This is a genomic window from Pseudomonas sp. MD330_10, from assembly GCF_042610415.1.
GTDB classification, from domain to species: Bacteria; Pseudomonadota; Gammaproteobacteria; order Pseudomonadales; family Pseudomonadaceae; genus Aquipseudomonas; species Aquipseudomonas rhodesiae.
The window spans coordinates 343,871-370,212 of record NZ_JBHGZU010000006.1 but is presented as its reverse complement, the minus strand read 5'-3'; the positions used below and the strand labels follow the sequence as shown (position 1 = coordinate 370,212).

The 26,342-nt window shown below is 59.7% G+C and carries 22 protein-coding genes; 16 read left to right on the top strand and 6 right to left on the bottom strand.

Annotated elements, in window-relative coordinates; translation table 11 throughout:
* The first annotated feature begins 23 nt into the window (after positions 1-23).
* From rlmN to ACFZPT_RS12830, 10 genes are all read left to right on the top strand, one after another.
* Positions 24-1,172 carry a 23S rRNA (adenine(2503)-C(2))-methyltransferase RlmN gene (rlmN, locus tag ACFZPT_RS12875; protein WP_034100424.1) on the top strand — a complete coding sequence of 383 codons (1,149 nt, stop codon included), beginning with the start codon at positions 24-26 and terminating at the stop codon, positions 1,170-1,172.
* 12 nt (positions 1,173-1,184) lie between these two features.
* On the top strand, positions 1,185-1,940 hold the full coding sequence (gene pilW, locus ACFZPT_RS12870) for a type IV pilus biogenesis/stability protein PilW (protein WP_034115033.1): 756 nt from the start codon (positions 1,185-1,187) through the stop codon (positions 1,938-1,940).
* On the top strand, positions 1,940-2,926 hold the full coding sequence (locus ACFZPT_RS12865) for a RodZ family helix-turn-helix domain-containing protein (protein ID WP_034100421.1): 987 nt from the start codon (positions 1,940-1,942) through the stop codon (positions 2,924-2,926). Before pilW ends, ACFZPT_RS12865 begins: the two co-directional genes overlap by 1 nt.
* Before the next feature lie 2 nt (positions 2,927-2,928).
* Positions 2,929-4,038 (top strand): flavodoxin-dependent (E)-4-hydroxy-3-methylbut-2-enyl-diphosphate synthase, encoded by a 1,110-nt coding sequence (gene ispG, locus ACFZPT_RS12860; protein WP_034100419.1) that lies wholly within the window; start codon positions 2,929-2,931, stop codon positions 4,036-4,038.
* Between the two features lie 21 nt (positions 4,039-4,059).
* Entirely contained in the window at positions 4,060-5,349 is a 1,290-nt protein-coding gene (hisS, locus tag ACFZPT_RS12855) for a histidine--tRNA ligase (RefSeq protein ID WP_034115032.1), read from the top strand.
* Positions 5,350-5,390: 41 nt separating this feature from the next.
* The gene (locus ACFZPT_RS12850; RefSeq protein ID WP_034100415.1) at positions 5,391-6,032 is read left to right on the top strand and encodes a YfgM family protein; all 642 of its coding nucleotides are present in this window, start codon (positions 5,391-5,393) and stop codon (positions 6,030-6,032) included.
* Positions 6,025-7,176, top strand: coding sequence for an outer membrane protein assembly factor BamB (gene bamB / locus ACFZPT_RS12845; protein WP_034100413.1), 1,152 nt, complete (start codon positions 6,025-6,027; stop codon positions 7,174-7,176). The genes ACFZPT_RS12850 and bamB overlap by 8 nt, the downstream gene beginning before the upstream one ends.
* Positions 7,177-7,313: 137 nt before the next feature.
* Positions 7,314-8,783, top strand: a complete 1,470-nt coding sequence (gene der, locus ACFZPT_RS12840; protein WP_034100410.1) for a ribosome biogenesis GTPase Der — start codon at positions 7,314-7,316, stop codon at positions 8,781-8,783.
* Between the two features lie 114 nt (positions 8,784-8,897).
* Positions 8,898-10,046, top strand: coding sequence for a pyridoxal phosphate-dependent aminotransferase (locus ACFZPT_RS12835; protein ID WP_034100408.1), 1,149 nt, complete (start codon positions 8,898-8,900; stop codon positions 10,044-10,046).
* Complete coding sequence (locus ACFZPT_RS12830) at positions 10,034-10,825, top strand: amidohydrolase (RefSeq protein ID WP_034115031.1); 792 nt, start codon at positions 10,034-10,036, stop codon at positions 10,823-10,825. Before ACFZPT_RS12835 ends, ACFZPT_RS12830 begins: the two co-directional genes overlap by 13 nt.
* A gap of 171 nt (positions 10,826-10,996) precedes the next feature.
* Here ACFZPT_RS12830 and leuA read toward each other — a convergent pair whose 3' ends face one another.
* From leuA to ACFZPT_RS12810, 4 genes are all read right to left on the bottom strand, one after another.
* Positions 10,997-12,676, bottom strand: coding sequence for a 2-isopropylmalate synthase (leuA, locus tag ACFZPT_RS12825; protein ID WP_034100403.1), 1,680 nt, complete (start codon positions 12,674-12,676; stop codon positions 10,997-10,999).
* 322 nt (positions 12,677-12,998) lie between these two features.
* Entirely contained in the window at positions 12,999-13,820 is an 822-nt protein-coding gene (locus ACFZPT_RS12820) for a M23 family metallopeptidase (RefSeq protein WP_034115030.1), read from the bottom strand.
* A 3-nt stretch (positions 13,821-13,823) separates the two neighbouring features.
* Positions 13,824-15,203 carry an exodeoxyribonuclease VII large subunit gene (xseA, locus tag ACFZPT_RS12815; protein ID WP_034115029.1) on the bottom strand — a complete coding sequence of 460 codons (1,380 nt, stop codon included), beginning with the start codon at positions 15,201-15,203 and terminating at the stop codon, positions 13,824-13,826.
* 30 nt (positions 15,204-15,233) lie between these two features.
* Positions 15,234-16,124 carry a LysR family transcriptional regulator gene (locus ACFZPT_RS12810; protein WP_034100397.1) on the bottom strand — a complete coding sequence of 297 codons (891 nt, stop codon included), beginning with the start codon at positions 16,122-16,124 and terminating at the stop codon, positions 15,234-15,236.
* Between the two features lie 99 nt (positions 16,125-16,223).
* On the opposite strand from ACFZPT_RS12810, the gene ACFZPT_RS12805 reads away from it, so the two are divergent.
* The 4 genes from ACFZPT_RS12805 to guaA all read left to right on the top strand — a co-directional run bounded on the left by ACFZPT_RS12805 (position 16,224) and on the right by guaA (position 20,837).
* On the top strand, positions 16,224-16,991 hold the full coding sequence (locus ACFZPT_RS12805) for a sulfite exporter TauE/SafE family protein (RefSeq protein WP_034100395.1): 768 nt from the start codon (positions 16,224-16,226) through the stop codon (positions 16,989-16,991).
* 65 nt (positions 16,992-17,056) lie between these two features.
* A complete protein-coding gene (locus ACFZPT_RS12800; protein WP_034100393.1) occupies positions 17,057-17,605 on the top strand; it encodes a hypothetical protein in 549 nt (182 codons plus the stop codon).
* Between the two features lie 104 nt (positions 17,606-17,709).
* A complete protein-coding gene (gene guaB / locus ACFZPT_RS12795) occupies positions 17,710-19,179 on the top strand; it encodes an IMP dehydrogenase (protein WP_034115028.1) in 1,470 nt (489 codons plus the stop codon).
* An 80-nt stretch (positions 19,180-19,259) separates the two neighbouring features.
* On the top strand, positions 19,260-20,837 hold the full coding sequence (gene guaA / locus ACFZPT_RS12790) for a glutamine-hydrolyzing GMP synthase (protein WP_034100389.1): 1,578 nt from the start codon (positions 19,260-19,262) through the stop codon (positions 20,835-20,837).
* Between the two features lie 190 nt (positions 20,838-21,027).
* Here guaA and ACFZPT_RS12785 read toward each other — a convergent pair whose 3' ends face one another.
* Positions 21,028-21,954 (bottom strand): LysR substrate-binding domain-containing protein, encoded by a 927-nt coding sequence (locus ACFZPT_RS12785; RefSeq protein ID WP_034100387.1) that lies wholly within the window; start codon positions 21,952-21,954, stop codon positions 21,028-21,030.
* 158 nt (positions 21,955-22,112) lie between these two features.
* Here ACFZPT_RS12785 and ACFZPT_RS12780 point away from each other — a divergent pair, with 158 nt between their 5' ends.
* Complete coding sequence (locus ACFZPT_RS12780; protein ID WP_034115027.1) at positions 22,113-22,673, top strand: hypothetical protein; 561 nt, start codon at positions 22,113-22,115, stop codon at positions 22,671-22,673.
* Positions 22,674-23,013: 340 nt separating this feature from the next.
* Complete coding sequence (locus tag ACFZPT_RS12775; RefSeq protein ID WP_034115026.1) at positions 23,014-23,853, top strand: MBL fold metallo-hydrolase; 840 nt, start codon at positions 23,014-23,016, stop codon at positions 23,851-23,853.
* A 116-nt stretch (positions 23,854-23,969) separates the two neighbouring features.
* Here ACFZPT_RS12775 and ACFZPT_RS12770 read toward each other — a convergent pair whose 3' ends face one another.
* Complete coding sequence (locus ACFZPT_RS12770) at positions 23,970-26,279, bottom strand: autotransporter outer membrane beta-barrel domain-containing protein (RefSeq protein ID WP_034115025.1); 2,310 nt, start codon at positions 26,277-26,279, stop codon at positions 23,970-23,972.
* Between the last annotated feature and the right edge of the window lie 63 nt (positions 26,280-26,342).

Sequence of the window (26,342 nt, the reverse complement as noted above, 5' to 3'; positions counted from 1 at the left end):
GGCTTAAGAGTGAAGGTGAATCCATGACTACATCGACTGTAAAAACCAACCTGCTGGGTCTGACTCAACAGGAAATGGAAAAATTCTTCGACTCAATCGGGGAGAAGCGTTTCCGTGCCGGTCAGGTAATGAAGTGGATTCACCACTTTGGCGTCGACGATTTCGACGCCATGACGAACGTCAGCAAGGCCTTGCGCGACAAGCTCAAGGCCATTGCTGAGGTCCGTGGTCCCGAAGTGGTCAGCGAGGACATTTCCAGCGACGGCACCCGTAAGTGGGTGGTGCGTGTGGCGTCCGGCAGCTGCGTCGAGACCGTTTACATTCCCCAGGGCAAGCGCGGCACATTGTGCGTTTCGTCCCAGGCAGGCTGTGCCCTGGATTGCAGTTTCTGCTCCACCGGCAAGCAAGGCTTCAATAGCAACCTCACGGCCGCCGAAGTCATCGGCCAGGTGTGGATTGCCAACAAATCCTTTGGCAGCGTCCCGGCAACCGTCGACCGTGCCATCACCAACGTGGTGATGATGGGCATGGGTGAGCCGCTGCTGAACTTCGACAACGTTGTTTCGGCCATGCACCTGATGATGGACGACCTGGGCTACGGCATCTCCAAGCGCCGTGTGACCCTCTCGACCTCCGGCGTGGTGCCGATGATCGATGAGCTGTCCAAGCACATCGACGTCTCCCTGGCGTTGTCGCTGCACGCACCTAATGACGCATTGCGTAACCAATTGGTGCCGATCAACAAAAAGTATCCGCTTAAGATGCTGCTCGAATCTTGCCAGCGCTACATGTCGTCCCTGGGCGAAAAGCGCGTGCTGACCATCGAGTACACCTTACTCAAAGACATCAACGACAAGGTCGAACACGCCGTCGAGATGATCGAGTTGCTCAAGAACATCCCATGCAAGATCAACCTGATTCCGTTTAACCCGTTTCCCCATTCTGGCTACGAGCGGCCGAGCAACAACGCCATCCGTCGTTTCCAGGATCAACTGCACCAGGCCGGCTTCAATGTCACCGTACGCACCACCCGTGGTGAAGACATCGACGCCGCCTGTGGCCAATTGGTAGGACAGGTGCTGGATCGCACCCGTCGCAGCGAACGTTATATTGCGGTGCGCGAACTGAGCGCCGCCGACGATATGCCGCAAAGCGCTGTGAATCGAACCTGAGAGAGGATCTCTATGCCCTTGCGCCTTGCGCTGCTTCTGCTGATTACCGGTATCGCCGGGTGTGTTTCATCGGGCCATGACCACCCTTTGCAAACCGGCAAGGGCCGTGACGAAGCGCGAGTCGCTTATGTGCAGTTGGGGTTGGGCTATTTGCAGCAGGGCATGAGCGAACAGGCCAAGGTGCCGTTGAAAAAGGCCCTTGAGCTGGACGGCGATGATGCCGACGCTAATGCAGCGTTGGCGCTGGTCTTTCAAGCCCAGGCCGAGCCGGAGCTGGCTGACGGTTATTTCAAGAAGGCCCTGGCTGCCCGTCCTGACGACCCACGGTTGCTGAACAACTACGGTAGCTTCCTGTTCGCGCAGAAACGATATGACCAGGCCGCCGATTATTTCCAACGAGCAAGCGTTGATACCCTCTATCCTGAGCGCTCGCGGGTATTCGAAAATCTCGGGGTTACTGCGGTGCGCCTCGGCCAGCGTGAAGACGCCCGCCGGCATCTGGAAAAGGCTCTGCATTTGAACGCTCGCCAGCCGCGTGCCTTGCTCGAAATGGCTGAGTTGTCTTATGAAGACAGGCATTATGTGCCGGCCCGCGACTATTACGAACGTTTTAGCCTGCTCAGCGGGCAAAATGCACGTAGTCTATTGCTCGGCGTGCGCCTGGCGACGGTTCATGAAGAACGCGACACGGCCGCACGGTTTGGCCAGCAACTCGAACGACTCTATCCCGGTACCCCGGAATATCAGCAATACCTGTCGGAGCAATGATGAAAGCGGCGCACCCGGAAGTTGTAGCAGCTAATCGCGTAAACCCAGGCGAGACCTTGCGTCAGGCCCGCGAAAGCAATGGTTGGTCGCTGGCGGAAGTGGCCCTCAAGCTCAATTTGACCACTACGTCCCTGTCTAACCTTGAAGCAGGCGCGTTCGACAAGTTGCCTGGGCATACCTTCGCCCGTGGCTATATCCGCGCTTATGCCAAATTGCTCGGTATCGACCAGACCGTATTGGTTCAGGAGTTCGACCAGTACACCGGCACCGACTCCCAAGGCAGCAGCGTGCATGGCCTGGGACGTATCGAAGAGCCGGTACGCGTTTCTCACACTATTTTGCGAATTGTTAGCCTTTTGCTGCTGATCGCCGTAATTGGCGGCGGTTTTGTCTGGTGGCAAGACCAGACCTCCCAGCGCACCAAGGACATGACCAGTAACGCCATGGAGCATGTCGAAGTCGAAAGCGCCGATGGCACCACCCAGATTCATCCGTTGGATGAGCCGGAAGACCAGGCCGTTGTCGAGGGGCAGACCACGCCTGAGGCGCCGTTGGCCACTGAGCAACCGCTCGCATCGGAAACCGCTCCGGCTGCGACCGCGCCTGCGGCCCCCGCAACACCGGCTGCGCCTGCCGCTCAAGCCCATGTGCCTGCCGTGCCCGCACAGGCTCCAGCAACCGCCGCCCCGGCTGCTCCGGCCACCCCGGCGATTTCGCCGCCCACCACGCCTGCGTTGATTGCCGGTGACGGGCGCGTACAGATCACTTTCATCGCTGATTGCTGGACGCAGCTCACCGATGGCAATGGCAAAGTGCTGTTTAGCGGTCTCAAGCGCAAGGGCGATACGCTGGACCAGGGCGGCAAGCCTCCTTTGACGCTGCGTCTGGGCTACGCCCGAGGCGCACAAGTGGCCTATAACGGCCAGCCTGTGGACGTGGCGCCGTTCACCAGTGGCGAGACCGCTCGCCTCAAGTTGGGACAATAGTCATGCACGGCGAATCTCCAATCAAACGTCGCGTATCGCGCAAGATCTGGGTCGGCTCGGTGCCGGTGGGCGGCGATGCTCCCATCGCGGTGCAGAGCATGACCAACAGCGACACCAATGATGTGGCCGCAACCGTTGCCCAGATCAATCGCCTGGAAGCTGCCGGCGTGGACATCGTGCGGGTGTCCGTGCCGGACATGGATGCCGCTGAGGCATTCGGTCGTATCAAGCAATTGGTCAAAGTGCCGTTGGTGGCCGACATTCACTTCGACTACCGCATTGCGTTGCGCGTTGCCGAGCTGGGTGTGGACTGCCTGCGCATCAACCCGGGCAACATCGGTCGCGAAGACCGCGTGCGTGCGGTGGTGGATGCCGCGCGTGATCGTGGGATCCCTATCCGTATCGGCGTCAACGCCGGTTCCCTGGAAAAAGACCTGCAAAAAAAATACGGCGAGCCAACCCCGGCGGCGCTGGTTGAGTCGGCGTTGCGCCACGTTGAACATCTGGAGCGCCTGAATTTCCAGGACTTCAAGGTCAGCGTAAAGGCCTCCGATGTGTTCATGGCGGTAGAAGCCTACCGTTTATTGGCCAAGGAAATCGTGCAGCCGCTGCACCTGGGTATCACCGAAGCGGGCGGTTTGCGCTCAGGCACAGTGAAATCTGCGGTGGGTCTCGGTATGCTGCTCGCCGAAGGGATTGGCGATACCATCCGCATCTCCCTGGCGGCAGACCCGGTAGAGGAAGTGAAAGTCGGCTACGACATTCTCAAATCCCTGCATTTGCGTTCCCGAGGCATCAACTTCATCGCCTGCCCGAGCTGCTCGCGGCAGAATTTCGACGTGGTGAAAACCATGAACGATCTGGAAGGACGCCTCGAAGATCTGCTGGTACCGCTGGATGTCGCGGTGATCGGTTGTGTGGTCAACGGGCCGGGTGAAGCCAAGGAAGCCCATATTGGCTTGACCGGCGGTACACCTAACCTGATTTACATCGACGGCAAACCGTCGCAGAAGTTGACGAATGACAATCTGGTGGATGAGCTTGAACGGCTGATCCGCGAGAAAGCGGCCGAGAAGGTCGCGGCTGACGCAGCGCTGATCGCACGCGGCTAAGAACGAATTTAAGGATTTGATGTGAGCAAGTCTCTGCAAGCCATTCGTGGCATGAACGACATCCTGCCCGACCAGACGCCACTGTGGCGCTATTTTGAGGGAACTGTCGCGCGCCTGCTGGATAACTACGGTTACAAGCAGATCCGCATGCCAATCGTCGAGTTCACCGAGTTGTTCAAGCGCTCCATCGGTGAAGTGACCGACATCGTCGAAAAAGAGATGTACACCTTCGAAGACCGCAACGGCGACTCCCTGACCCTGCGTCCGGAAGGTACTGCCGCCTGCGTGCGCGCAGTACTCGAACACGGCCTGACCGGTGGCGGCCAGCCGCAGAAACTGTGGTACATCGGCCCCATGTTTCGTCACGAGCGTCCGCAGAAGGGCCGTTATCGCCAGTTTCACCAGATCGGCCTGGAAGTGTTCAACCTCGATGGCCCGGACATTGACGCCGAATTGATCGTGCTGACCTGGCGCCTGTGGGGCATGCTGGGCATCCGCGATGCGGTCAAGCTTGAACTCAACAGCCTGGGCACCAGCGAGTCCCGTGGGCGCTATCGCGAAGCCCTGGTTGAATTCCTGTCCGCGCGCCTGGATCAGTTGGATGAAGACAGCCAGCGCCGTCTGAAGACCAACCCGCTGCGCGTGCTGGACACCAAGAACGCCGATACCCAGGCGGTCCTGGTTGACGCGCCGAAAATGGCCGATTACCTGGACGACGAATCCCGCACGCACTTCGAGGGCCTCAAGGCTCGCCTGGATGCGGCCGGTATTCCCTACGTGATCAATCCGAAATTGGTACGTGGCCTGGATTACTACAGCAAAACCGTATTCGAATGGGTTACCGACAAGCTCGGCGCCCAGGGCACCGTGTGTGCCGGTGGCCGTTATGATGGCCTGGTCGAGCAGATGGGCGGCAAGCCGACCACCGGCGTAGGTTTTGCCATGGGCATCGAGCGCTTGATCCTGCTGCTGGAAACCCTGGAGCAGGTGCCGGAAGAAATTTCCCGTCAGGTGGATGTGTATTTGTGCGCCTTTGGCGAGGCCGCCGAGTTGGCTGCACTGGCCTTGAGCGAAAAGGTGCGCGACCAACTGCCGAACCTGCGCCTGCAGATCAACGCCGGCGCGGGCAGCTTCAAGAGTCAGTTCAAGAAAGCCGACAAGAGCGGTGCGTTGTACGCATTGATCCTGGGCGATGACGAGTTGGCCCAGCAAGTGATAGGTTTCAAACCCCTGCGTGGCCAGGGCGAGCAACAGAATATTGCCTTTGATGCGCTCGCAGCGCACTTGGCCACCTGCGTCGTGCAGGGTTGAAGCTGTCGAACAGCCGAATTTAGCGATTAAGGAGTATTGGGGTGTCGAGTACTGATGATGAGCAGTTGGCCGAGTTCAAGGACTGGTGGCAGCGTAACGGCAAGCCCCTGGTTACCGGCGGTCTGCTGGCTTTAGTGGTGGTGTTCGGCTGGCAAGCCTGGACCAAGTATCAGGCCAACCAATCCCAAGGCGCCTCGATCGTTTATCAGCAATTGCTGGAAACCACCCTGACACCGGACGGTAAGCCCGATCCGGCGCGCGTGGCCGACCTGGCCGGCAAGCTGAAGAACGAATTCGGCGGCAGCACCTACGCCCAGTACGGCAGCCTGTTCGTCGCGAAAGTCGCGGTCGATACCGGCAAGCTGGATGATGCAGCCACCGAGCTGAAAGCCATCGTCGACAAGCCGACCAACCCGACCCTGGGTGAAATCGCGCGTCAGCGCCTGGCTCAGGTGATGGCGGCACAGAACAAAGCTGACGAAGCACTCAAACTGCTCGACGGCGATGCTGACAAAGCATTTGTAGCCACTCGCGAAGAGCTCAAGGGCGACCTGCTGGTCCAATTGGGTCGTACCGACGAAGCGAATGCTGCGTACCAAAAAGCCAAGGCGGCGCTGTCTGATGAAGCGGCGGTCGGTGGCTTACAAATCAAGCTGGACGACTTGGCCAAAGGGGATGCGTGACGTGATCCGTTGGAAACATGCAGCATTGCTGGCTCTGGCCGTTCTGGCCGCGGGTTGCAGCAGCAACAGTAAAAAAGAACTGCCTCCGGCCGAGCTGACCAGCTTCAAGGAAGAAGTGGTCCTGCAAAAGCAGTGGAGCCGCTCCATCGGTGACGGTCAGGGCGAAACCTACAATATGTTGGTGCCGGCTATCGACGGTGAAAACATCGTTGCCGCTGACGTGACCGGCGTTGTGATCTCCATGGATCGCATGAACGGCGACGTCAAGTGGAAGAAAGACCTGGAACTGCCAGTGTCCGGCGCCGTTGGCGTGGGTTATGGCCTGGTAATGCTGGGCACGCTTAAGGGCGAAGTCGTGGCGCTGGATTCCAGCACCGGTGAAGAGAAATGGCGCGCTCGCGTGACCAGTGAAGTACTCGCACCCCCTGCCACCAATGGCAATGTGGTCGTGGTGCAGACCCAGGACGACCGTGTGATTGGCCTGGACGCCAGCACCGGTGAACAGCGCTGGTTGTACGACAGTACCCCGGCAGTGTTGACCTTGCGCGGTACCAGCGGTCCGGTAGTGACCAATAATCTTGCCGTGGTAGGTCTGTCGACCGGTAAAGTGGTCGCCCTTGATACGCTTAACGGCGTACCGGCCTGGGAAACCCGCGTGGCCATCCCACAAGGTCGTTCCGAGCTGGACCGCGTTGTGGATATCGATGGCGGCTTGCTGCTGTCGGGCGAAACCCTCTACGTCGCCACTTACCAAGGCCGTGTCGCGGCACTGGACCTGCAGACCGGTCGTGTGAACTGGCAGCGTGATGCTTCCAGCTACGCCGGTGTCGCGCAGGGGCTTGGCAGCGTCTATGTCAGCCTGGCGTCGGGAACCGTGGAAAGCGTCGACGAGCGTACTACCACTGCGTTGTGGAGCAACGACTCGCTGGCTCGCCGTCAGTTGTCGGCGCCGGAAGTATTCTCCAGCTATGTGGCGGTCGGCGACTTCGAAGGCTACCTGCACCTGCTGAGCCAGGTGGACGGTCGTTTTGTCGGTCGCGAGCGTATCGACAGCGACGGCCTGCGTGCGCGTCCGCTGGTGGTGGGTAACATGCTTTATGTGTATGGCAACAGCGGCAAGCTGGAAGCCCTGACCATCAAGTAAAGGTTTGACTATGCTTGGGGTCACCCCCAGGCGGCCCTGCTTCGGCAGGGCATGCGGCATGAATATGCTGCCCCGAGCACCAGCCGCTGCCCTGCAGCGGCTTTTGTATTTTCTGAAATAACGAAGTGGAGAGCCGCATGGTTCCCGTAATCGCCCTGGTGGGCCGACCTAACGTCGGCAAGTCCACCTTGTTCAACCGCCTGACCAGGACTCGCGACGCCATTGTCGGCGACTTGTCCGGTCTGACCCGTGATCGCCAATACGGTGAGGCAAAGTGGCAAGGGCGCTCCTACATTATCGTCGACACCGGTGGTATCTCCGGTGACGAGCATGGCATGGACGAAAAAATGGCCGAGCAGTCGCTGCTAGCCATTGAAGAAGCCGATGTCGTGTTGTTCCTGGTGGACGCCCGCGCGGGCTACACCGCTGCCGACCAAATGATCGGCGAGCACCTGCGCAAGCGCAACAAACGCTCCTACCTGGTCGCCAACAAGATCGACAACATCGATCCTGAGCAGGCCCGTGCCGAATTCAGCCCGATGGGCCTGGGTGACGCGATCCCGATTGCCGGTGCCCACGGTCGCGGCATCACTCAGATGTTGGAAATCGCTCTGCGCGACTTCCCGAAAGATGATGTCGAGGAAGAAGAGGGCGAAGAAGAGATCGTCGCCGAAGGCGAGGAAGCCAAGCGCATTCCTGGCCCGAGCGAAAAAGACGGTATCAAGATCGCCATTATCGGCCGCCCCAATGTGGGCAAGTCGACCCTGGTCAACCGCATGCTCGGTGAAGACCGCGTTATCGTCTATGACCAGCCAGGCACCACCCGCGACAGCATCTACATCCCGTTCGAACGCAACGACGAGAAGTACACGCTGATCGACACCGCCGGTGTGCGCAAGCGCGGCAAGATCCATGAGGAAGTTGAAAAATTCTCCGTGGTGAAGACCCTGCAAGCCATCAAGGACGCCAACGTGGTGATCTTTGTGATGGACGCCCGTGAAGGCGTGGTGGACCACGACCTCAACCTGCTGGGCTTCGCCCTGGAGGCCGGTCGGGCACTGGTGATCGCGATCAACAAGTGGGACGGCATGACGCCGAGCGAGCGCGACTTCGTCAAGGTCGAGCTGCAGCGTCGGCTGTTCTTCGTCGAGTTTGCGGATATCCACTTCATCTCGGCGTTGCACGGCACTGGCGTGGGTAACCTGTATGCCTCCGTACAGAACTCGTTCAAGTCCGCGGTCACCCGTTGGCCGACCAACCGTCTGACCCAGATCCTGGAAGACGCAGTGGGCGAGCACGCGCCGCCGATGGTCAACAACCGTCGGATCAAGCTGCGTTACGCCCACTTGGGTGGTGCCAACCCGCCGATTATCGTGATCCACGGTAACCAGATCGAGAAGGTGCCCAAGTCCTACGTGCGTTATCTGGAAAACACCTACCGCCGCGTCTTGAAACTGGTCGGTACGCCGATTCGTATCGAGTTCAAAGGTGGCGAGAACCCATACGAAGGCAACAAGAACACACTGACTGACCGTCAGGTGAACAAGAAGCGTCGTTTGATGACTCACCACAAAAAAGCCGACAAAAAGCGCCGCGACAAGCGCTGATATCGACTTCGCAGAAAGGGCTCTTGATGAGCCCTTTTTTGTGCGCGCCGGTTTGTGCCTTGACCCAACCGGGTTGGCAGCTTAAAACTTGGGGCTCATCCGCAGGGGCCTTCGATGATCACCAGCAAGCTGCCAACGGTCGGCACGACCATTTTTACCACCATGTCGCAACTCGCCGCTGAAACCGGCGCCCTCAACCTGTCCCAGGGTTTCCCCGATTTCAACGGGCCTCAAGGTTTGCTCGACGCGGTGGGCAAGCATGTTGCCGCCGGCCATAACCAATATTCGCCTATGACGGGTTTGCCGGCTCTGCGTCAGCAAGTGGCGGCCAAGATCGCCCGCAGTTATGGGGTTACGGTCAATCCCGACACCGAAGTGACCATCACGCCTGGCGCGACTGCCGCGATCTTTTGCGCCATCCAGGCAGTGATTCGCAGCGGCGACGAAGTCATCGTGTTCGACCCGTGCTACGACAGCTATGAGCCCTCGGTGGAGCTGGCTGGCGGCCGTTGCGTGCATGTGCAACTGAGCCTGCAAGGCTTCGCGCTGGACTTTGAACGGATCAAGGCCGCGCTGTCGCCGCGCACGCGCATGATCATCCTCAACACCCCCCACAACCCGACCGGCGCGCTGATCAGCCGTGCTGAGCTGGACCAATTGGCTGAACTGATCCGCGATCGCGATATTTACCTGGTCAGCGATGAGGTTTACGAGCACTTGGTATTCGACGGGGTCTCTCACGTCAGCGTGTTGGCCCATGAGGAGCTGTACCAACGTGCGTTCGTGGTCAGCTCCTTTGGCAAGACCTATCACGTCACCGGCTGGAAAACCGGCTATGTCGTCGCCCCACCAGCGCTGACGGCCGAACTGCGCAAGGTGCACCAATACGTCAATTTCTGTGGTGTGACACCGTTGCAGTGCGCATTGGCTGACTTTATGGCCGAACACCCGGAGCATGTCGAAGAACTGCCGGCGTTCTATCAGGCCAAGCGCGACCTGTTCTGCGACTTGCTGGCGCCGTCGCGCTTGAGCTTTACCCGGGTCGCCGGTACTTACTTCCAATTGGTGGACTACTCACAGATACGCCCGGATCTGGATGACGTCGCCATGTCGCTGTGGATGACCCGTGAACATGGCGTGGCGAGCATTCCGATCTCGGTGTTCTACCAGCACCCACCCCAAGGCCAGCGCCTGGTGCGCTTGTGCTTTGCCAAACGTGAGGACACGCTGCGCCAGGCAGCCGAAAAACTATGCGTGATCTGACTGCACTGCCCGATCTGACGATTGCCCTGATCCAGACCACCCTGGCCTGGCACGACCGCCAGGCCAACCTTGAGCATTTTGAACTGCTGCTGGAGCAGGCCAGGGGAGCCGATCTGATCGTACTGCCCGAGATGTTTACCACGGGTTTCTCTATGGAGTCCCAGGCCCTCGCCGAACCGGAACACGGTCCCACCCAGCAGTGGTTGCAATCCCAAGCGGTCAAATACGACGCAGTGATCACCGGCAGCGTGATCATCCAGGCCGCCGACGGCAGCCATCGCAATCGCCTGCTATGGGCACGGCCGGATGGCGAGGTGTTGCACTACGACAAGCGCCATCTATTCCGCATGGCCGGTGAGCACAATCACTACACCCCCGGCGAGCGCCAAGTGCAGTTCGAATTGAAGGGCTGGCGTATACGCCCGTTGATTTGCTACGACCTGCGCTTCCCGGTATGGAGCCGCGACGCTCAAGATACTGACCTGTTGTTGTACACGGCCAACTGGCCCGGCGCCCGGCGCCAGCACTGGAACCGCTTGCTACCGGCGCGGGCCATCGAAAACCTGTGTTATGTAGCGGCAGTGAATCGGGTCGGCACCGATGGCAAAGGCTTTGCCTATACCGGCGACAGTCAGGTGCTGGACTTCCAGGGAGAGACGCTGCTCAGTGCGGGGGAGGCTGACGGGGTGTTTCAGGTGAAGCTGGAGGCGGCTGAGTTGGCGGCGTATCGCGCCCGGTTTCCAGCGCATCTGGATGCCGATAGTTTTCAGTTCGTCTGACTGACAGTTATCGGGGGCAAGCCCCCTCCCACATTTTGTGTGTATTCACAAATCAACCTGTGGGAGGGGGCTTGCCCCCGATGAGTCCCTGACAGTCAACCCAAATCTGACGCTCAATAAAAAGGCCCCTGGATTCACACCTAGGGGCCTTTGGCACTCAGCGGCCGGCGTTTACGCCGCCTTAGCTTCCAACTGGCTCAACGAGCGGTTCAGTGCACTGAACAATGCCTTGAAGCTGGCCGTGGTGATGTTTTCATCGATGCCCACGCCATGCACCGGGCGTTCGCCGTTCACGCGCAGTTCGATATAGGCCGCAGCCTTGGCGTTGGTGCCCGCGCCGATCGCGTGTTCGTTGTAGTCCATGATCTCGACCGCCACCGGCAGGCCGGCCACCAAGGCTTCCAGCGCGCCGTTGCCTTTGCCTTTCCAGTGCAGGTTGGTTTCGCCCTGGCCTTTGCCGGAGACTTCCACCTCGACGAAGCTGTTGCCGTTCTCTTCCTGCAAACGATGGCTGACCAACGCATACGGTGTGTTGGCTTGCAGGTATTCACGCTGCAGCAACGCATAGATTTGCGGTGCGGTCATCTCCAGGCCCACGCGGTCGGTTTCGGCCTGCACGACTTGGCTGAACTCGATCTGCATGCGACGCGGCAAGCTGATGTCGTATTCCTGTTCCAGCAGGTAGGCGATGCCACCCTTGCCTGACTGGCTGTTGACGCGGATCACGGCCTCGTAGCTGCGGCCGATGTCTGCAGGGTCGATCGGCAAGTACGGGACTTCCCACAGCGCGTCGGATTTCTGCTGGGCAAAGCCCTTGCGGATCGCATCCTGGTGGGAGCCGGAGAACGCGGTGTGAACCAGGTCGCCGACGTACGGGTGACGTGGGTGGACCTGGATCTGGTTGCACTCTTCAACGACTTTACGCACGCCGTCGATATCGGAGAAATCCAGCTCAGGGTCCACGCCCTGGGTATAGAGGTTCAGGGCCACGGTGACCAGATCGACGTTACCGGTGCGCTCGCCGTTGCCGAACAGGCAGCCTTCGACACGGTCGGCACCGGCCATCAGGCCCAATTCGGTGGCAGCCACGCCGGTACCACGGTCGTTGTGGGTGTGCAGGCTGATGATCACGCTGTCACGGCGGTTGATATGACGACCGAACCACTCGATCTGGTCGGCATAGATATTCGGCGTGGCGCACTCCACGGTTGCCGGCAGGTTGAGGATGACCTTGTGCTCCGGTGTCGGGTTCCACACCTCGATCACGGCGTCGCAGACTTCCTTGGCGAACTCCAGTTCGGTGGCGCTGAAGGTCTCAGGCGAGTACTCGAAAGTCCACTGGGTTTCCGGTTGCTGGGCGGCGTATTTGACGAACAGCTTGGCGGCGTTGACTGCAATCGCCTTGATACCGTCCTTGTCCTGGTTGAACACGATGCGGCGGAACGACGGCGAGGTGGCGTTGTACAAGTGCACGATGGCCTTCTTGGCTCCGCGCAGAGATTCGAAGGTACGTGCGATCAAGTCTTCACGGCCCTGGGTCAGCACCTGGATGGTGGTGTCCTCGGGGATGTGGTTGTCTTCGATCAGGGTGCGCACAAAGTCGAAGTCGGTCTGCGAGGCCGCCGGGAAGGAGGCCTCGATTTCCTTCACGCCCACTGCGACCAGGGTTTTCCAGAAGCGCAATTTTTTTACCGCATCCATCGGTTCGATCAGCGATTGGTTGCCATCACGCAAGTCGGAACTGCACCAGATTGGCGCGGCGGTGATGGTTTTCGATGGCCAGGTGCGGTCCGGAATATCGATGGTCGGGAACGCGCGGTACTTCGAAGACGGGTCTTTGAGCATGCTCATCGGGAAATCCTTTGTGTAGGGGCCGAGAAGAGGCGGCCTGCCGTGGAACTGTTATTGGGGATAAAGCACAAGACGAGGCAGATCGATTCAGCCTGGCAGTCGTGCGCTGACAAGGCACAGGCTGCGGTGCTGGCGGAGCTGAATGAGGGTGTGAGAGGTTTTCATAGGTCCAACCCTAACCGCCGAGGTGAATGATGGCAAGCAGTCGAAAAAAATTGATAGAAGTTCTTTATTGTGCAGTCTGATCGAGATTTTCTGCCAATTATTCGGGTGTGATGTGGGTTTTGTTGCGCGCCAATTCTTAGGCGCGCAATCGCGGATATCAAGGTTGGAATGCGCCAATAAAGATCGCCGGGTCCACCCGCGCATCGTTAAGGCTGACGTTCCAGTGCATGTGCGGCCCCGTCGCTCGGCCGGTCGAGCCGACCTTGCCCACCACCGCACCTCGCACCAGTTGCTGGCCGACCTTCACGTCGATCGTGGACATGTGGCAGAACATGCTGATAAAGCCTTGGCCGTGATCGATGAACACGGTATTGCCGTTGAAAAAGTAATTGCCCACCAGAATCACTTTGCCGTTTGCGGGCGTTTTGATCGGCGTGCCGGCGGGCACCGCGAAGTCCAGGCCCGAATGCGGGTTGCGCTCTTCGCCGTTGAAAAAGCGGCGCACGCCGAACTTGCTCGACAGCGGACCGTTGACCGGTTTGTCCAGCACCAGATTGCTCGGCAGGTTCGGGCTGAAACTGCGGTAAGCCTTGATCTGTACCGCCAGCTCGGCCTCGATGCGCTTGAGCTGCGCCGGGGCAGGGTTGACCTGGCTTTTATTCTTCAAGGTGATGCGCTGTTCCGGGTACTTTTTATAGCCGACGATAAAGGGCAGGCTGCGGCCGCCGCTGCTGATGCGCTCGTTGCCGGGTTTGACCGTCAGCGGAATGCCGACGATCGCCAGCCAATTGTCCTGTTCCTTGACCACCAGCACCGGCTTGCCTTGATACGTGGCCTTGGGCGCCGCTGCCGAAGGGCCCAGCTCGACCACTGCCACGCCGCCCGGCACCGGTTTGTTCAGGGTGCGGCTGATGTAACTGTCGGCGTGGGCGTTAAAGGTCAGGCATAGCAGCATCAACAGGCTAAAAAGACGTGGCATCGATTAATCCAGTAACGAAAGGGTAACGGGTGTCAGGTGGTTGTCTTCCACCCGCACTTGCAATTGGCCTTCACCGAGTCGCGCGGTCAGACGCTGGCCGGTGTGGGTCTGCGCGGCATTGCGAATGGCTTGGCCACGCTCGTCCAGCAGGATGCTGTAGCCGCGGCCCAGGGTGGCCAGCGGGCTGACCACCTGCAGCGTCTGCACCTGGCTTTGCAATTGCAGACGACGCGCCTTGAGGCCTTCGCGCATGGCGCGCGGCAGGCGTTCGGCGAGGCTGTCCAAGCGCTGGCGCAATAGGGCCAGTTGGCGTCCCGGATGCTGGCCGGCGAGGCGGGTTTCCAGGCGGATCAAGCGCTCGCGCCGGGTGTTGAGGCTACGCTCGAAGGCACGGCGTAGGCGCATGTCCAAGTCGTCGAGGCGTTGGGCCTGTTGGCGCAGACGTTCGCCCGGATGACGCAGGCGGCGGGCCATGCCCTCAAGTCGCAAGCGGTCGTGCCGTAGGCGGTTGCGCATCAGCATCACCAGGCGCCGATGCAGGTTCTCCACCTGGCGCACCAGATGGCTTGAATCCGGCGCCAGCAGCTCGGCGGCAGCGGACGGAGTGGGTGCGCGCACGTCAGCCACGAAGTCGCTGATCGATACATCGGTTTCATGGCCGACGGCGCTGACAATAGGGGTTACGCAGGCATCCACCGCACGGGCCACGGCTTCTTCGTTGAAGCACCAGAGGTCCTCCAGCGAACCGCCGCCACGGGCCAGGATCAGTGCGTCGAAGCCGCGCGCATCCGCCAGTTTCAGCGCCCGTACAATTTGCGGGATGGCTTCGCGGCCTTGCACGGCGGTGGGGATCAACGTCAGTTGCACCTGCGGCGCACGGCGACGGAATACGCTGATGATGTCGCGGATCACCGCGCCGGTGGGTGAGCTGATGATGCCGATGCGCTGCGGGTGGGCCGGCAGCGGCACTTTGCGCTCGGCGCTGAACAGACCTTCGGCGCTGAGTTTTTCTTTCAGCGCATCGAAGGCCAAGCGCAGCGCACCGTCGCCGGCGGGCTCCACGGTGTCGAGAATCAACTGGTAATCACCACGGCCCTCAAACAACGAGACCTTGCCGCGCACCTTCACCGCCAGGCCATCCTTCAAGGCCTGCCGAACGCGTGCGGCGTTACTGCGAAACAATGCGCAACGCACCTGGGCGCCACTGTCCTTGAGGGTGAAATACACGTGGCCGGACGCCGGGCGGGCGAGGTTGGAGATTTCGCCTTCGACCCAGATATTGGCGAACACGTCTTCCAGCAACACCCGCGCACGGCCGTTGAGCTGGCTGACAGTCAGAACTTCCCGGTCCAGGCCCAGACGGGCAAACGGGTCTTTAATCATGGCAACAGGTCTTTAATCATGGGCGGCAGTTTATAGGCATTCGCTTAGGGTTTGGCAGAATTGCTCGACCAGCGCGCTCGGCCCTTGCGCGCAGGCCAGGGCCACGGTGCTGAGGCTGTCCGGCTCGGCCAGAGGTAAAAAACGCAGGTTGGCAGGTGCAATGTCCTGCATGGATTTTGGTAACAAGGCAATACCGAAACCGGCCTGGATCAACTGCAACTGTGTGGTCTTGCGCGACATCACCCGGGCTGCCTTGGGGAAAAAACCGGCGCGCATGCACAGCTCGGCGGACAGATAACTCAAACCGCCGCGCTGAGGATGGGGGATCGAAATAAACGCCTCATCCCGCAACTGCGCCAGCTCTATGGGCGCATCACGGCCAGCCAGCGCATGGTTCGGCGGCACCGCCAGCATCAAGGGTTCGCTGTATAAAGGCTGTACGCGCACGCCTTCGCGCTGGCGCAACACCGGCAAGCGCAGCAGGCCGATGTCCAGGCGGCCGTCGGCGATCTCTTCCAGCTGCGCTTCGGAGGACATCTTGGCGATATCCACCGACACCCCAGGGCAGCGCTCCAGCCAGGCACTGATGCCGCGCAGCAGCACGCCGCTCATCGGCACGGTGCTCGAATGGCTCAGACGCAGGGTGCCGACCTGGCCGCTGCCGATCTGGGTCGCCACTTCACTGGCCTTTTGCAGTTCGCTCAGCAGGTTGCGCGCCCGAGGGTAAAAGGCTTCGCCCGCCGCGGTCAGCTTCGGTTGACGCGCCGTGCGTTCGAACAGCGGCGTTTGCAGTTGGTGCTCAAGCGCCTTGATTTGCCGGCTCAAGGCCGATTGCGCGACGAACAGGCGCTCGGCCGCGGCACCGAAACTGCCGCTGTCGGCGATTTCAACGAAGTAGCGCAATTGACGGGTGGAGATCACGCGTTATGCCTTTTTAAGATGGCTCGGAGGGTTGGAAGATATTAGTCGCAACGCTCGTCGATGGCTAAAGTGAACGCCATCTCTTGCAAGGAATCACCCATGGGCCCGGTTGAGCTGATGAGTCAGTGGTCGTTTAGCGGTTTGGAATGGCTCGTGATCGGCGTGGGCGTGGCCGTTGCCTATATCGTGTTCGGCATCGCCGGCTTTGGCACGGCGCTGGTGGCCGGGCCGGTGTTGATTTTGTTTATGCCGCTGTCGAAGATCATCCCGCTGCTGGTGCTGTTGGATTTTGTCGCGGCATTTGGCGGTTTGCTGCAAACCCGACGAGACGTGAGCAAGCCCGAGTTATTGCGCCTGCTGCCGTGCATGGCCGTCGGTTGTACCTTGGGCGTGGTGTTTTTGCTCAATCTGCATTCCGACCTATTGCTGCTGTTGATGGGGTTGTTTATCAGTGCCTACGCCCTTTATAGCCTGGCGATAAAGGCCCGCCCGACGCAGTTGGCGGCGGGTTGGTCGATCCCGATGGGAACGATCGGCGGGCTGTTTGGTGCGCTGTTCGGCAGCGGCGGTTTTTTGTATGCGATCTATCTGAACAGTCGTCTGCCCAAGGACGCGGCGCGCGCCACCCAAAGTGCGTTGATCAGTTGCAGCACTGTAGTGCGCTTGAGTCTGTTCCTGGTCGCCGGTGTGTATGCGGACTTACCGCTGTTGCTGCTCGCTGTGTGCTTGTTGCCGGCGATGGCTGTGGGGTTGTGGGCAGGGCGCAGGTTGACGATGCGCCTGTCGCGGGAGGCATTCGTGCGCTTGGTGACTTGGCTGGTGCTGGCCAGCGGCATTGCGTTGATTGGACGGTATTTGAATACTTGACCTGATTTCTTCAGGGATTAAGCTGCCGTCCTCCCAGGCTTCAGAAGCCACACCGCAGGGCTCCCATGAATTCCCAAAGCATCCTTGTTCCGAAAATCTCCACTTTGCCCGTGCACGAACCCCGCGCTCGGGCAATCGTGCGCTGGCTGGTGCGCAAGAATATCGTCAAGGAAGAACTGACCACCTGCGGCCGCACCGGCAACCGCATGGGCTATGCCCTGGCCGACGGCGCCCGCGCCGTGGTGTTGTATCCCGAAGCGCTACCGTTCAACGAGCCGGTCAATGGGCTGGAAATTATCTATAAACGCTGTATCTACACGCCCGCCAAAGGCTTTCTTGGCGAGGCCGGCTGCCCGGAGTGTCGGCGGGAAGTGGGGGAGGCGTTGTTCGAAAGCCTGGAAGACTGGATGCCCGGCCACACCGACAACTTCACCTGCCCACTGTGCGGGCATGAAGATGACATCAACGGCTTTCTGTTCTTGCAGGAGTGCGGGTTTTCCAACCTGGGATTTATCTTCAACAACTGGGCCGAAGCGGGCTTCAAGCAGAGCTTTATCGACGAATTTGCCGATTGGCTGGACCAGAAGATCAGTTGGGTCAAGGTCGAACTTTAATCCATCTATCAGTATTACCAAGTTTGTCAGAGTTTTACATTGAGCCAGGCAGGGTGCATGTATATAATGGCGCGCTTCCATTTTCCCGCTCGGGAGCCCCCGCGATGCTGCGTATCAGCCAAGAAGCTCTGACATTCGACGACATTCTCCTAGTGCCTGGTTATTCCGAGGTGCTTCCTAACGAAGTCAGTCTCAAGACCCGCCTAACCCGTGGCATCGAGCTGAATATTCCCCTGGTTTCCGCTGCCATGGACACCGTCACCGAAGCCCGTCTGGCCATTGCCATGGCTCAGGAAGGCGGCATCGGCATTATTCACAAGAACATGACCATCGAGCAGCAAGCTGCCGAAGTGCGCAAGGTCAAGCGTTACGAAGCCGGTGTGGTGAAGGATCCGATCACCATCGAAGCCGACGCTACCGTGCGTGACCTGTTCGACCTGACCCGCCTGCACAACATCTCCGGCGTTCCGGTACTGCACGATGGCGACCTGGTCGGCATCGTTACCTCCCGTGACGTGCGTTTCGAGAACCGTCTTGAAGTCACCGTCCGCGAAGTGATGACGCCTAAAGAGCGTCTGGTCACGGTCAAGGAAGGCGCCGACAAGAACGACGTGCGCGAATTGCTGCACAAGCACCGCATCGAGCGCGTGCTGATCGTCGACGACAAATTCGCCCTCAAGGGCATGATGACCGTCAACGACATCGAAAAAGCCAAGGCTTACCCGCTGGCCAGCAAGGATGACCAAGGTCGTCTGCGCGTCGGCGCCGCCGTCGGTACCGGTAAAGACACGGGTGACCGCGTTGCGGCTCTGGTCGCTGCCGGTGTGGACGTGGTGGTGGTCGACACCGCCCACGGTCACTCCAAAGGCGTGATCGACCGCGTACGTTGGGTCAAACAGAATTTCCCTGAAGTGCAAGTGATCGGCGGCAACATCGCCACCGGCGCTGCCGCCAAGGCTCTGGCCGAAGCGGGCGCGGATGCGGTCAAGGTCGGTATCGGCCCTGGCTCGATCTGCACCACCCGGATCGTCGCTGGTGTGGGCGTGCCGCAAATCAGCGCCATCGCCAACGTCGCCGCTGCCCTTGAAGGCACTGGCGTACCGTTGATCGCCGACGGCGGCATCCGTTTCTCCGGTGACCTGTCCAAGGCCATCGTCGCCGGTGCCTCCTGCGTGATGATGGGCTCGATGTTCGCCGGTACCGAAGAGGCGCCGGGCGAAATCGAACTGTTCCAGGGCCGTTCGTACAAGGCTTACCGCGGCATGGGTTCGTTGGGCGCCATGTCCCAGGCGCAAGGTTCTTCCGACCGTTACTTCCAGGACTCCTCGGCTGGCGCTGAGAAGCTCGTTCCGGAAGGTATCGAAGGCCGTGTGCCGTACAAGGGCACCCTGAGCGCCATCATCCATCAACTGATGGGTGGCCTGCGTTCCTCCATGGGCTACACCGGCAGCGCCAACATCGACGAAATGCGCACCAAGCCAGAGTTCGTACGGATCACCGGCGCCGGCATGGCTGAATCCCATGTCCACGACGTGCAGATCACCAAGGAAGCGCCAAACTACCGCGTAGGTTGAAGCTTCCAGCAAAATGTTAAGTAACCGGGGCTGTTCTTCAGCCCCGAGTTGTTTCTGATTCATTAGACGAGACTGACTTCATGGCCCTCGACATTCACGCCCACCGCATCCTGATCCTCGACTTCGGTTCCCAGTACACCCAACTGATCGCCCGCCGCGTGCGTGAAATCGGCGTGTATTGCGAACTGCATCCGTTCGACATGGACGACGAAGCGATCCGCGAATTCGCCCCTAAAGGCGTCATCCTCGCCGGCGGCCCCGAGTCCGTGCACGAAGCCAACAGCCCGCGCTGCCCACAAGCCGTGTTCGACCTGGGCGTGCCGGTCTTCGGTATTTGCTACGGCATGCAGACCATGGCTGAGCAACTGGGCGGCAAGGTCGAAGGTTCCGAGTTGCGTGAGTTCGGTTATGCCCGTGTGGACGTGGTCGGCAAGAGCCGCCTGCTGGACGGCATCGAAGATCACGTCGACGCCGACGGCCTGTTCGGCCTCGACGTATGGATGAGCCATGGTGACAAGGTCACCAAGATGCCGGAAGACTTCCACATCCTGGCCAGCACCCCGAGCTGCCCGATCGCCGGCATGTTCAGCGACGAGCGTCGCTACTACGGCGTGCAGTTCCACCCGGAAGTGACCCACACCAAGCAAGGCGGGCGCATTCTGTCGCGCTTCATCCTCGATATCTGCGAGTGTGAAGCCCTGTGGACCCCGTCGAAAATCGCTGAAGACGCCATCGCCCAAGTACGCGCCCAGGTCGGTACCGACAACGTGCTGCTTGGTCTGTCGGGCGGCGTTGACTCCTCCGTGGTTGCTGCGCTGCTGCACAAGGCCATCGGCGACCAACTGACTTGCGTGTTCGTCGACAACGGCCTGCTGCGCCTGCACGAAGGCGAGCAAGTCATGGCCATGTTCGCCGAGAACATGGGCGTCAAAGTGATCCGCGCCAACGCCGAAGAGCAGTTCCTGAATAACCTGGCCGGCGAGTCCGACCCGGAGAAGAAGCGCAAGATCATCGGTCGCACCTTCATCGACGTGTTCGATGCCCAGTCCAGCAAACTGGACAACATCAAGTACCTCGCCCAGGGCACCATTTACCCCGACGTGATCGAGTCGGCCGGCGCCAAGAGCGGCAAGGCCCACGTGATCAAGTCCCACCACAACGTGGGTGGCCTGCCTGAGGAAATGAACCTCAAGCTGGTCGAACCGCTGCGCGAACTGTTCAAGGACGAAGTCCGTCGCCTGGGCCTGGAACTGGGCCTGCCGTACGACATGGTCTACCGTCACCCCTTCCCAGGCCCTGGCCTGGGTGTGCGCATCCTTGGTGAAGTGAAGAAGGAATACGCCGACCTGCTGCGTCGCGCCGACCATATCTTCATCGAAGAACTGCGCAAGGCCGACTGGTACCACAAAGTCAGCCAGGCGTTCGTGGTGTTCCAGCCGGTCAAGTCGGTTGGCGTTGTCGGCGATGGCCGTCGTTACGCCTGGGTCGTGGCCCTGCGTGCAGTGGAAACCATCGACTTCATGACCGCCCGCTGGGCACACCTGCCGTACGAACTGCTGGAAACCGTCAGCGGCCGTATCATCAATGAGATCGAAGGCATCTCGCGCGTGACGTATGACGTGTCGAGCAAGCCGCCGGCGACCATTGAGTGGGAATGATTGGACGTCCGGCATTGTCCGGCACCCACTAGCAAAAAATGCCCTGGAGCCCGCGTAATTGCGGGCTTTTGGCTTTTTGGGGCTGGCAAATTCTGGCAGCTTTGTGCATCGCCAGGTAGCGTGTTTGTGTGACGTCAGCTCCGGTCGTTACGGCTTAGGCGGGATCACCCTGGCTCAAGCGTGTGAGCGTCTAGGGGAGGCGAAGAAGATGATCGCCGCGGGCAAGTTCTGTTCCCTTCTTTGCTTCGTCGAGCAGCCATTGAGCAAAAGCTTGTATTGGCTCTCTACCCAATTCGATGGGCTCAGGGAGGATGAGGCAGAAGGTTTTAGAGATGGTTTTTCCGTCCGGCCACGGGGCGATCAGGCTTCCTGACGCCAGTTCGGTCTCAACGTACAGGCGCGGTACTAGCGCAACGCCGAGGCCGGCCAATGCGGCTTCTATCAACATTCCATGGAGATCAAAGCGTGCGCCAATTGCAGGATTGGTCAGCGGGCTTCCCACCTCTTGGGAGTAGTGTTGCCAAGCGTCAGGGTTCTGTCGTCGGTGAAGGCGCGGTAATTCGTCCAATGCGGTTGTTCGATTGCGTCCTGTCAGAAGTCCAGGATGGCAAACCGGAACCAGCACTTCATGCAAAAGTTGGTGAGTTTGCATGCCCGTCCACGCCGGGTGTTCGAAATGGATGGCAGCATCGAATCCGCTGCCGGCCAGGACCAAGGGCTCCATGCGCTCGGCCAAATGCACAGTAATGTTCGGATGCTTCTGCTGGAAGCGTCCCAAGCGAGGGATGAGCCATCGCATCGCGAACGTCGGGATAGTGGCAATGTCCAGGCTTGCGCCATCGTTCGGCTGCCCCATCAAGTACTGACTGTCCCGATCCAAGCGGTCAAGTGATTCGCGAACCTGGGCCGCGTAACGCTCTCCGTTAGGAAGGAGTCGGACACGATTGCCGACCCGCTCAAACAGCGTGACCCCGAGGAAGGCTTCCAACCGGCCGATCTGGCGACTGATAGCTCCTTCAGTCAAAGACAGTTCCTCTGCCGCGCGCGCGAAACTGCCGTGGCGGGCGGCGGCTTCAAATGCTGTCAGTGCCGTGCTGCTGGGGATCTTCCTTCGCATGAGCGTTCCCGTTCTGATGATGGCGATCCAGCTTAGCTTGATCTTTCGTCACTGAAGCATACCGAATAATCGTTTTATACGCCGTGATCAAGGTCATAGCATGACTAGACATCAACAAGGAGGGCCGGACCTACGAAAAGGCCGGTAGCGAGCTATCCATGATCTATACCGTCGAGTGCAGCTTTGCCGACCCAGTCAGCGAAGCACAGTGGAATGATTTCTATAGCCTGGAAAAGCTACCCGCGCTTATTTCCGTGAGTGGGTTCCATACTTCGCAACGCTTCAAAGCGATTAGCGCTGGTTGCCCTGTGTACCTGGCCATGCACTTGATCGACGGTCTGGCTGTGCTTGAAAGTGATGAGTATCGCCAGAAGGGCGGGGGCAACTTCGCACGCTGGCAGCAGCACATTACCGATTGGCACCGCAATCTTTACGGCGGCCTTGAGCGCGCGCCTGCCATCGGTGAAGGCGAGTATCTGATCGTGAGCGCAGTCGGTCCCGAGCCGCTCATCAAGATGGGGCTCACGCCTGAGCAGATGTGGGCGGTCGCATTGGAGAAGTGTCCTGAGAACAGGTGGCTGGCGAAGCTGGATAGCGCCATTAGTCTTGGTGCAGATCCCCTTCCGAAGAACGTACACCTCTATGCCCCGATGGCTGCGCAATTGACCAGTGGTAATGGAGCAGCGCCCCAGACGCAGGGGCAGAATCGATATGCCTAACCTGACGATCTTTATCCAGGCGCAAAAGATGCCGCCCGAAGCGAATCTGGCGGAACTCACCTAACGATGCACCCGGCTTTGCACGGACGTCCTCCAGGCTGCGCTGGACAACGTGCATGTCATCTATGTCGCTGCTCGCCAGGGGCGTGGGCATCCTGCTTACGCGCAAATCAAGTACCGCCTCGAACCGTTCAGAACGCCATCGGTCATGGACGATTTCATGGCGCGACTGGATGAGGCAATAAAACGCCATGCCGGGCTCACGGCACACATCCGTTGCTTCGGCTATCCAGCCGATACCCTCTACGCGCGGAACTGATGATTCGCAAGGAGTGCCGCAATGAACGACATGAAATTTCCGGGCCAGCAGATCGGCGACTTTTCGATTACGGCCATCAGTGATGGATACCTTTGCGCAAGTCTGGATCTTCTCTCCAACATTAATCCTACGCAGGCTTACAAGTTGCAGCAGGACGCAGGTGTGAGCGACCCATCCTCGATTCACATCAACTGTTACCTGGTGCGTGGAAGGGGCCGCACGATCCTCATCGATGCGGGGGCTGGTGGTTTCAAGCAGTGGGGCGGAAAGTTAAAGGCGAATCTCGCGCTTGCTGGGGTGCAACCCGCTGACATTGACACCATTCTTCTGACCCATGCACATCCCGACCATGTTGGTGGCCTGCTTGACTCTTCAGGGGAAGCAGCCTTTCCCGATGCAGAGTTAGTCGTCCACCAGCGCGAGGTTTCTTTTTGGAAGGATGATGGCAACCTCAGCCGAGCGAGTGAGCGGGCTCGTGACAACTTTCTGTTTGCTCGCAAGGTGTTCGATCAGTATCGGGAGAAGACGCGCACTTTTACTGATAACGAAGTTCTGCCTGGCATCAGTGCGATGCCTCTTCTGGGGCATACCGCAGGACATTGCGGTTATCGTCTCGATTCCAATGATCGTAGTCTGCTGGTTTGGGGGGATATCGTTCATTTCCCCCAAATTCAGATTGCTCGTCCCGATGTGTCCATTGCATTCGACCAAGATCCGCTTCTTAGCGCCGAAACACGATCCAAACTATTGAGTGTTGTTAGCTCGGATAAGATTCTTATCGCGGGTATGCACCTTGGCGAACTCGGGTTTGCACGTGTCGAACGGCTAGGCAAGACCTACAAAATTTCCTACGAAACTTAGCAGCTGTTGGCGATGCCTACGATGCGTCGGCTACGGCGCCCACCCGCCGCAAACCACCAGCCTGAAACAACAAAACCCGCATTGGCGGGTTTTGTTGTTTCTAGCGAAGGGGTTTATCAGAAGTCGTAACGCACGTTCGCACTGAAAGTGTCGGCGTCGAAACCACTGCTGGTCAGGTAGTTGTATGTCCCTCCGACGCTCCAAGCGCCCACTCGGTAGTTTGCACCCAGGCCCAGCTCGTAGCTGTCGCGCGCTGGTGTGGCGCCGGTGGTGGTGAATGGGGTGCCGCCGAGTACGAAGGTGGAGGTGGTGCCGGCCTTGTCGCCGATGAAGTCGTGCCAGGCCATCAGCTTGGCTTCCGGTTCCAGGCTGCCTGCACCTAGGTCAAAAGCGGCCGCCAGGCGAGCGCCCAGGCCCATTTCGCCGATTTCATAGCGCTGGCTGCCGACGTTGAGGGCGGCTGAGCTGCCTTTCTCGTGGTACGAATCCATCGACACATTTGCATAGCGCGCACCGACCTGAGGTTCCAGCAGCCACTGCTTGTTGAGCTGGAACGTGTAGCCGGCCAGTGCGTTGACGCCAAAGATCTCACTGTCGTAGTCGGCCTTGGCACGGGTGCCGGCGATGTAGCGTTTGGATTCGTTGTCGTTCCAGCCATACATCAGCGAGGTGTCGACAAAAAAGTTGTCACGGGCCCAGTTGCCGTACAGGGTCAATGCGTGGCCGCTGACATCGGTTTTGTTGCCCAGGTCGGATTTGACGTCGCTGGTCAGGTAGCTGTAAGCCAGGCCTACGGTGGTCTCGGCGTTGACCTTGCCGTCGGCGCCCACGGCGATGCCGTTGGTGTTGGCGTCGTAGCCTGCGACACCGTGGCGACTGTCTTGGTCGGCATCGCTGGACAGCGCTTGCAGCCATACGCCTTGTTCTGCCAGCACGTCACCGGAGGACAAACCGCTGCGCGCTTTGCTGGCACGACGGTTGATGGCGCTTGCGACCAAGGTCTGGCTGTTGGTGGCAGCGTTGATCGCCCCACGGCTGACATCCGGCGTCAGGGTTTCGGCCAGTTTGGCCAGCTCTTCGGCGGTGGCGGCGTTGGCGAAGCTTTGGAATACCGGGTCGCTTTCGTCCAGTTGGCCCATCACCGTGTTCTTGAACGGCTTGATGGCATTCACCGCATTACGCGAGCCGTGGGCACCCAGCAGGTCTTGTGTGACGACTTCATCATTGCGGGTGGCAACCAGTGCTTTCACGTCCTGGCCTTCAATGCCGAAGTTCTTCACTTCAAGCAGGGCCGAGGAGGAAACCACGGACAGGTTCTCCGGGTCTTCCCACGTACCGGAATTGATAAGGGTGTAGCGGTTGCCCGCGGCCGAGGTGCGGAAGTCATCGGAGCGGGCCTGCAATTCGATCTGGCTGCCTGCAGAGAAGAAGGTATTGCCGGTGACTTTCAGGATCGGCGCGTTGGGCAGCGTGTCGTTATCAAGCAGCAGACGCAGGCGCGCAGTGTCGCTGTCCATGTCGAGGTCGCCGACGATGGTGGTCTGCGGACGAAGCAGCGTCAGGCGGCCACCGTCGATATCGACGAAACCGGCGCGGATGGTCGAGCCATCGAACATCGCCTCGCCTTGCACCAGCACGCCACTGAGGCCCAGCAGGTCACCCTTGACCTGACCACCTTGCCAGTAGAAATACGAGGGTGAGGCGTTGTCGTTCACCAGAATTGCCGCAATGCCGCCTTCGATCAGGCCACCTGTCTGCCTGATGGAGAGGGTGTCGAAGCCGCCGGAGGTGTCGAGGTTGACGAAGTGGATACCCATGCCTTCGCCGGAGATAGTCCCGCTGTTGTTGATATCGCTTGTGAAGGGCGCGCCTGTCATCTGCCCGGTGAAGCGCGCGTTCTCGATCTCGATGCCCGCTGAATCGAGGCCGCGAGCGGTGATCGTGCCCGAGTTATTGATGCGCGCCTGAGTCGAGGTGATCATCATGCCGTTGGCGTTTTGGCCAGTCACACTGATCTTGCCGTTGTTGTTTACGTTGCCCGCGATATTCGCCTGATACAGGTCCAGCCCCATCGCGCCGTTGCCGCTCACCGTAATGTCGCCGTTATTGACCAGGTCGCCCGCGATGTTGGAATTAAGAAGTACGGCGATGCCGGACGGGACGTCGCTGGGGCTGGTGGTCGTCAGGTTGATGTTGCCCTGATTGATCAGATTGCCCGCCAGGGTCACGTTGAGCAGGCCGACACCTGCGTTTTGCGAGGTCCCGGCCAGGGTGGCGTTATTGAAAACATCGCCGTCGCTGTTGTAGGCCCCGTTGCTCAGGTCATAGTTGAAGTCGGGTGCGGGTGCGGCATGGACCGTGGCAGTGGCAGTGGCAGCCGCAACGGACAGCGCCAACAACGAGCGGCGCAGGTGGGAAATGTTCAAGGCAGTATCCTTACAGGGCGGAAACTGACAGGGAATAACGCGCGCGTCAGCGTCCGTCTTTTA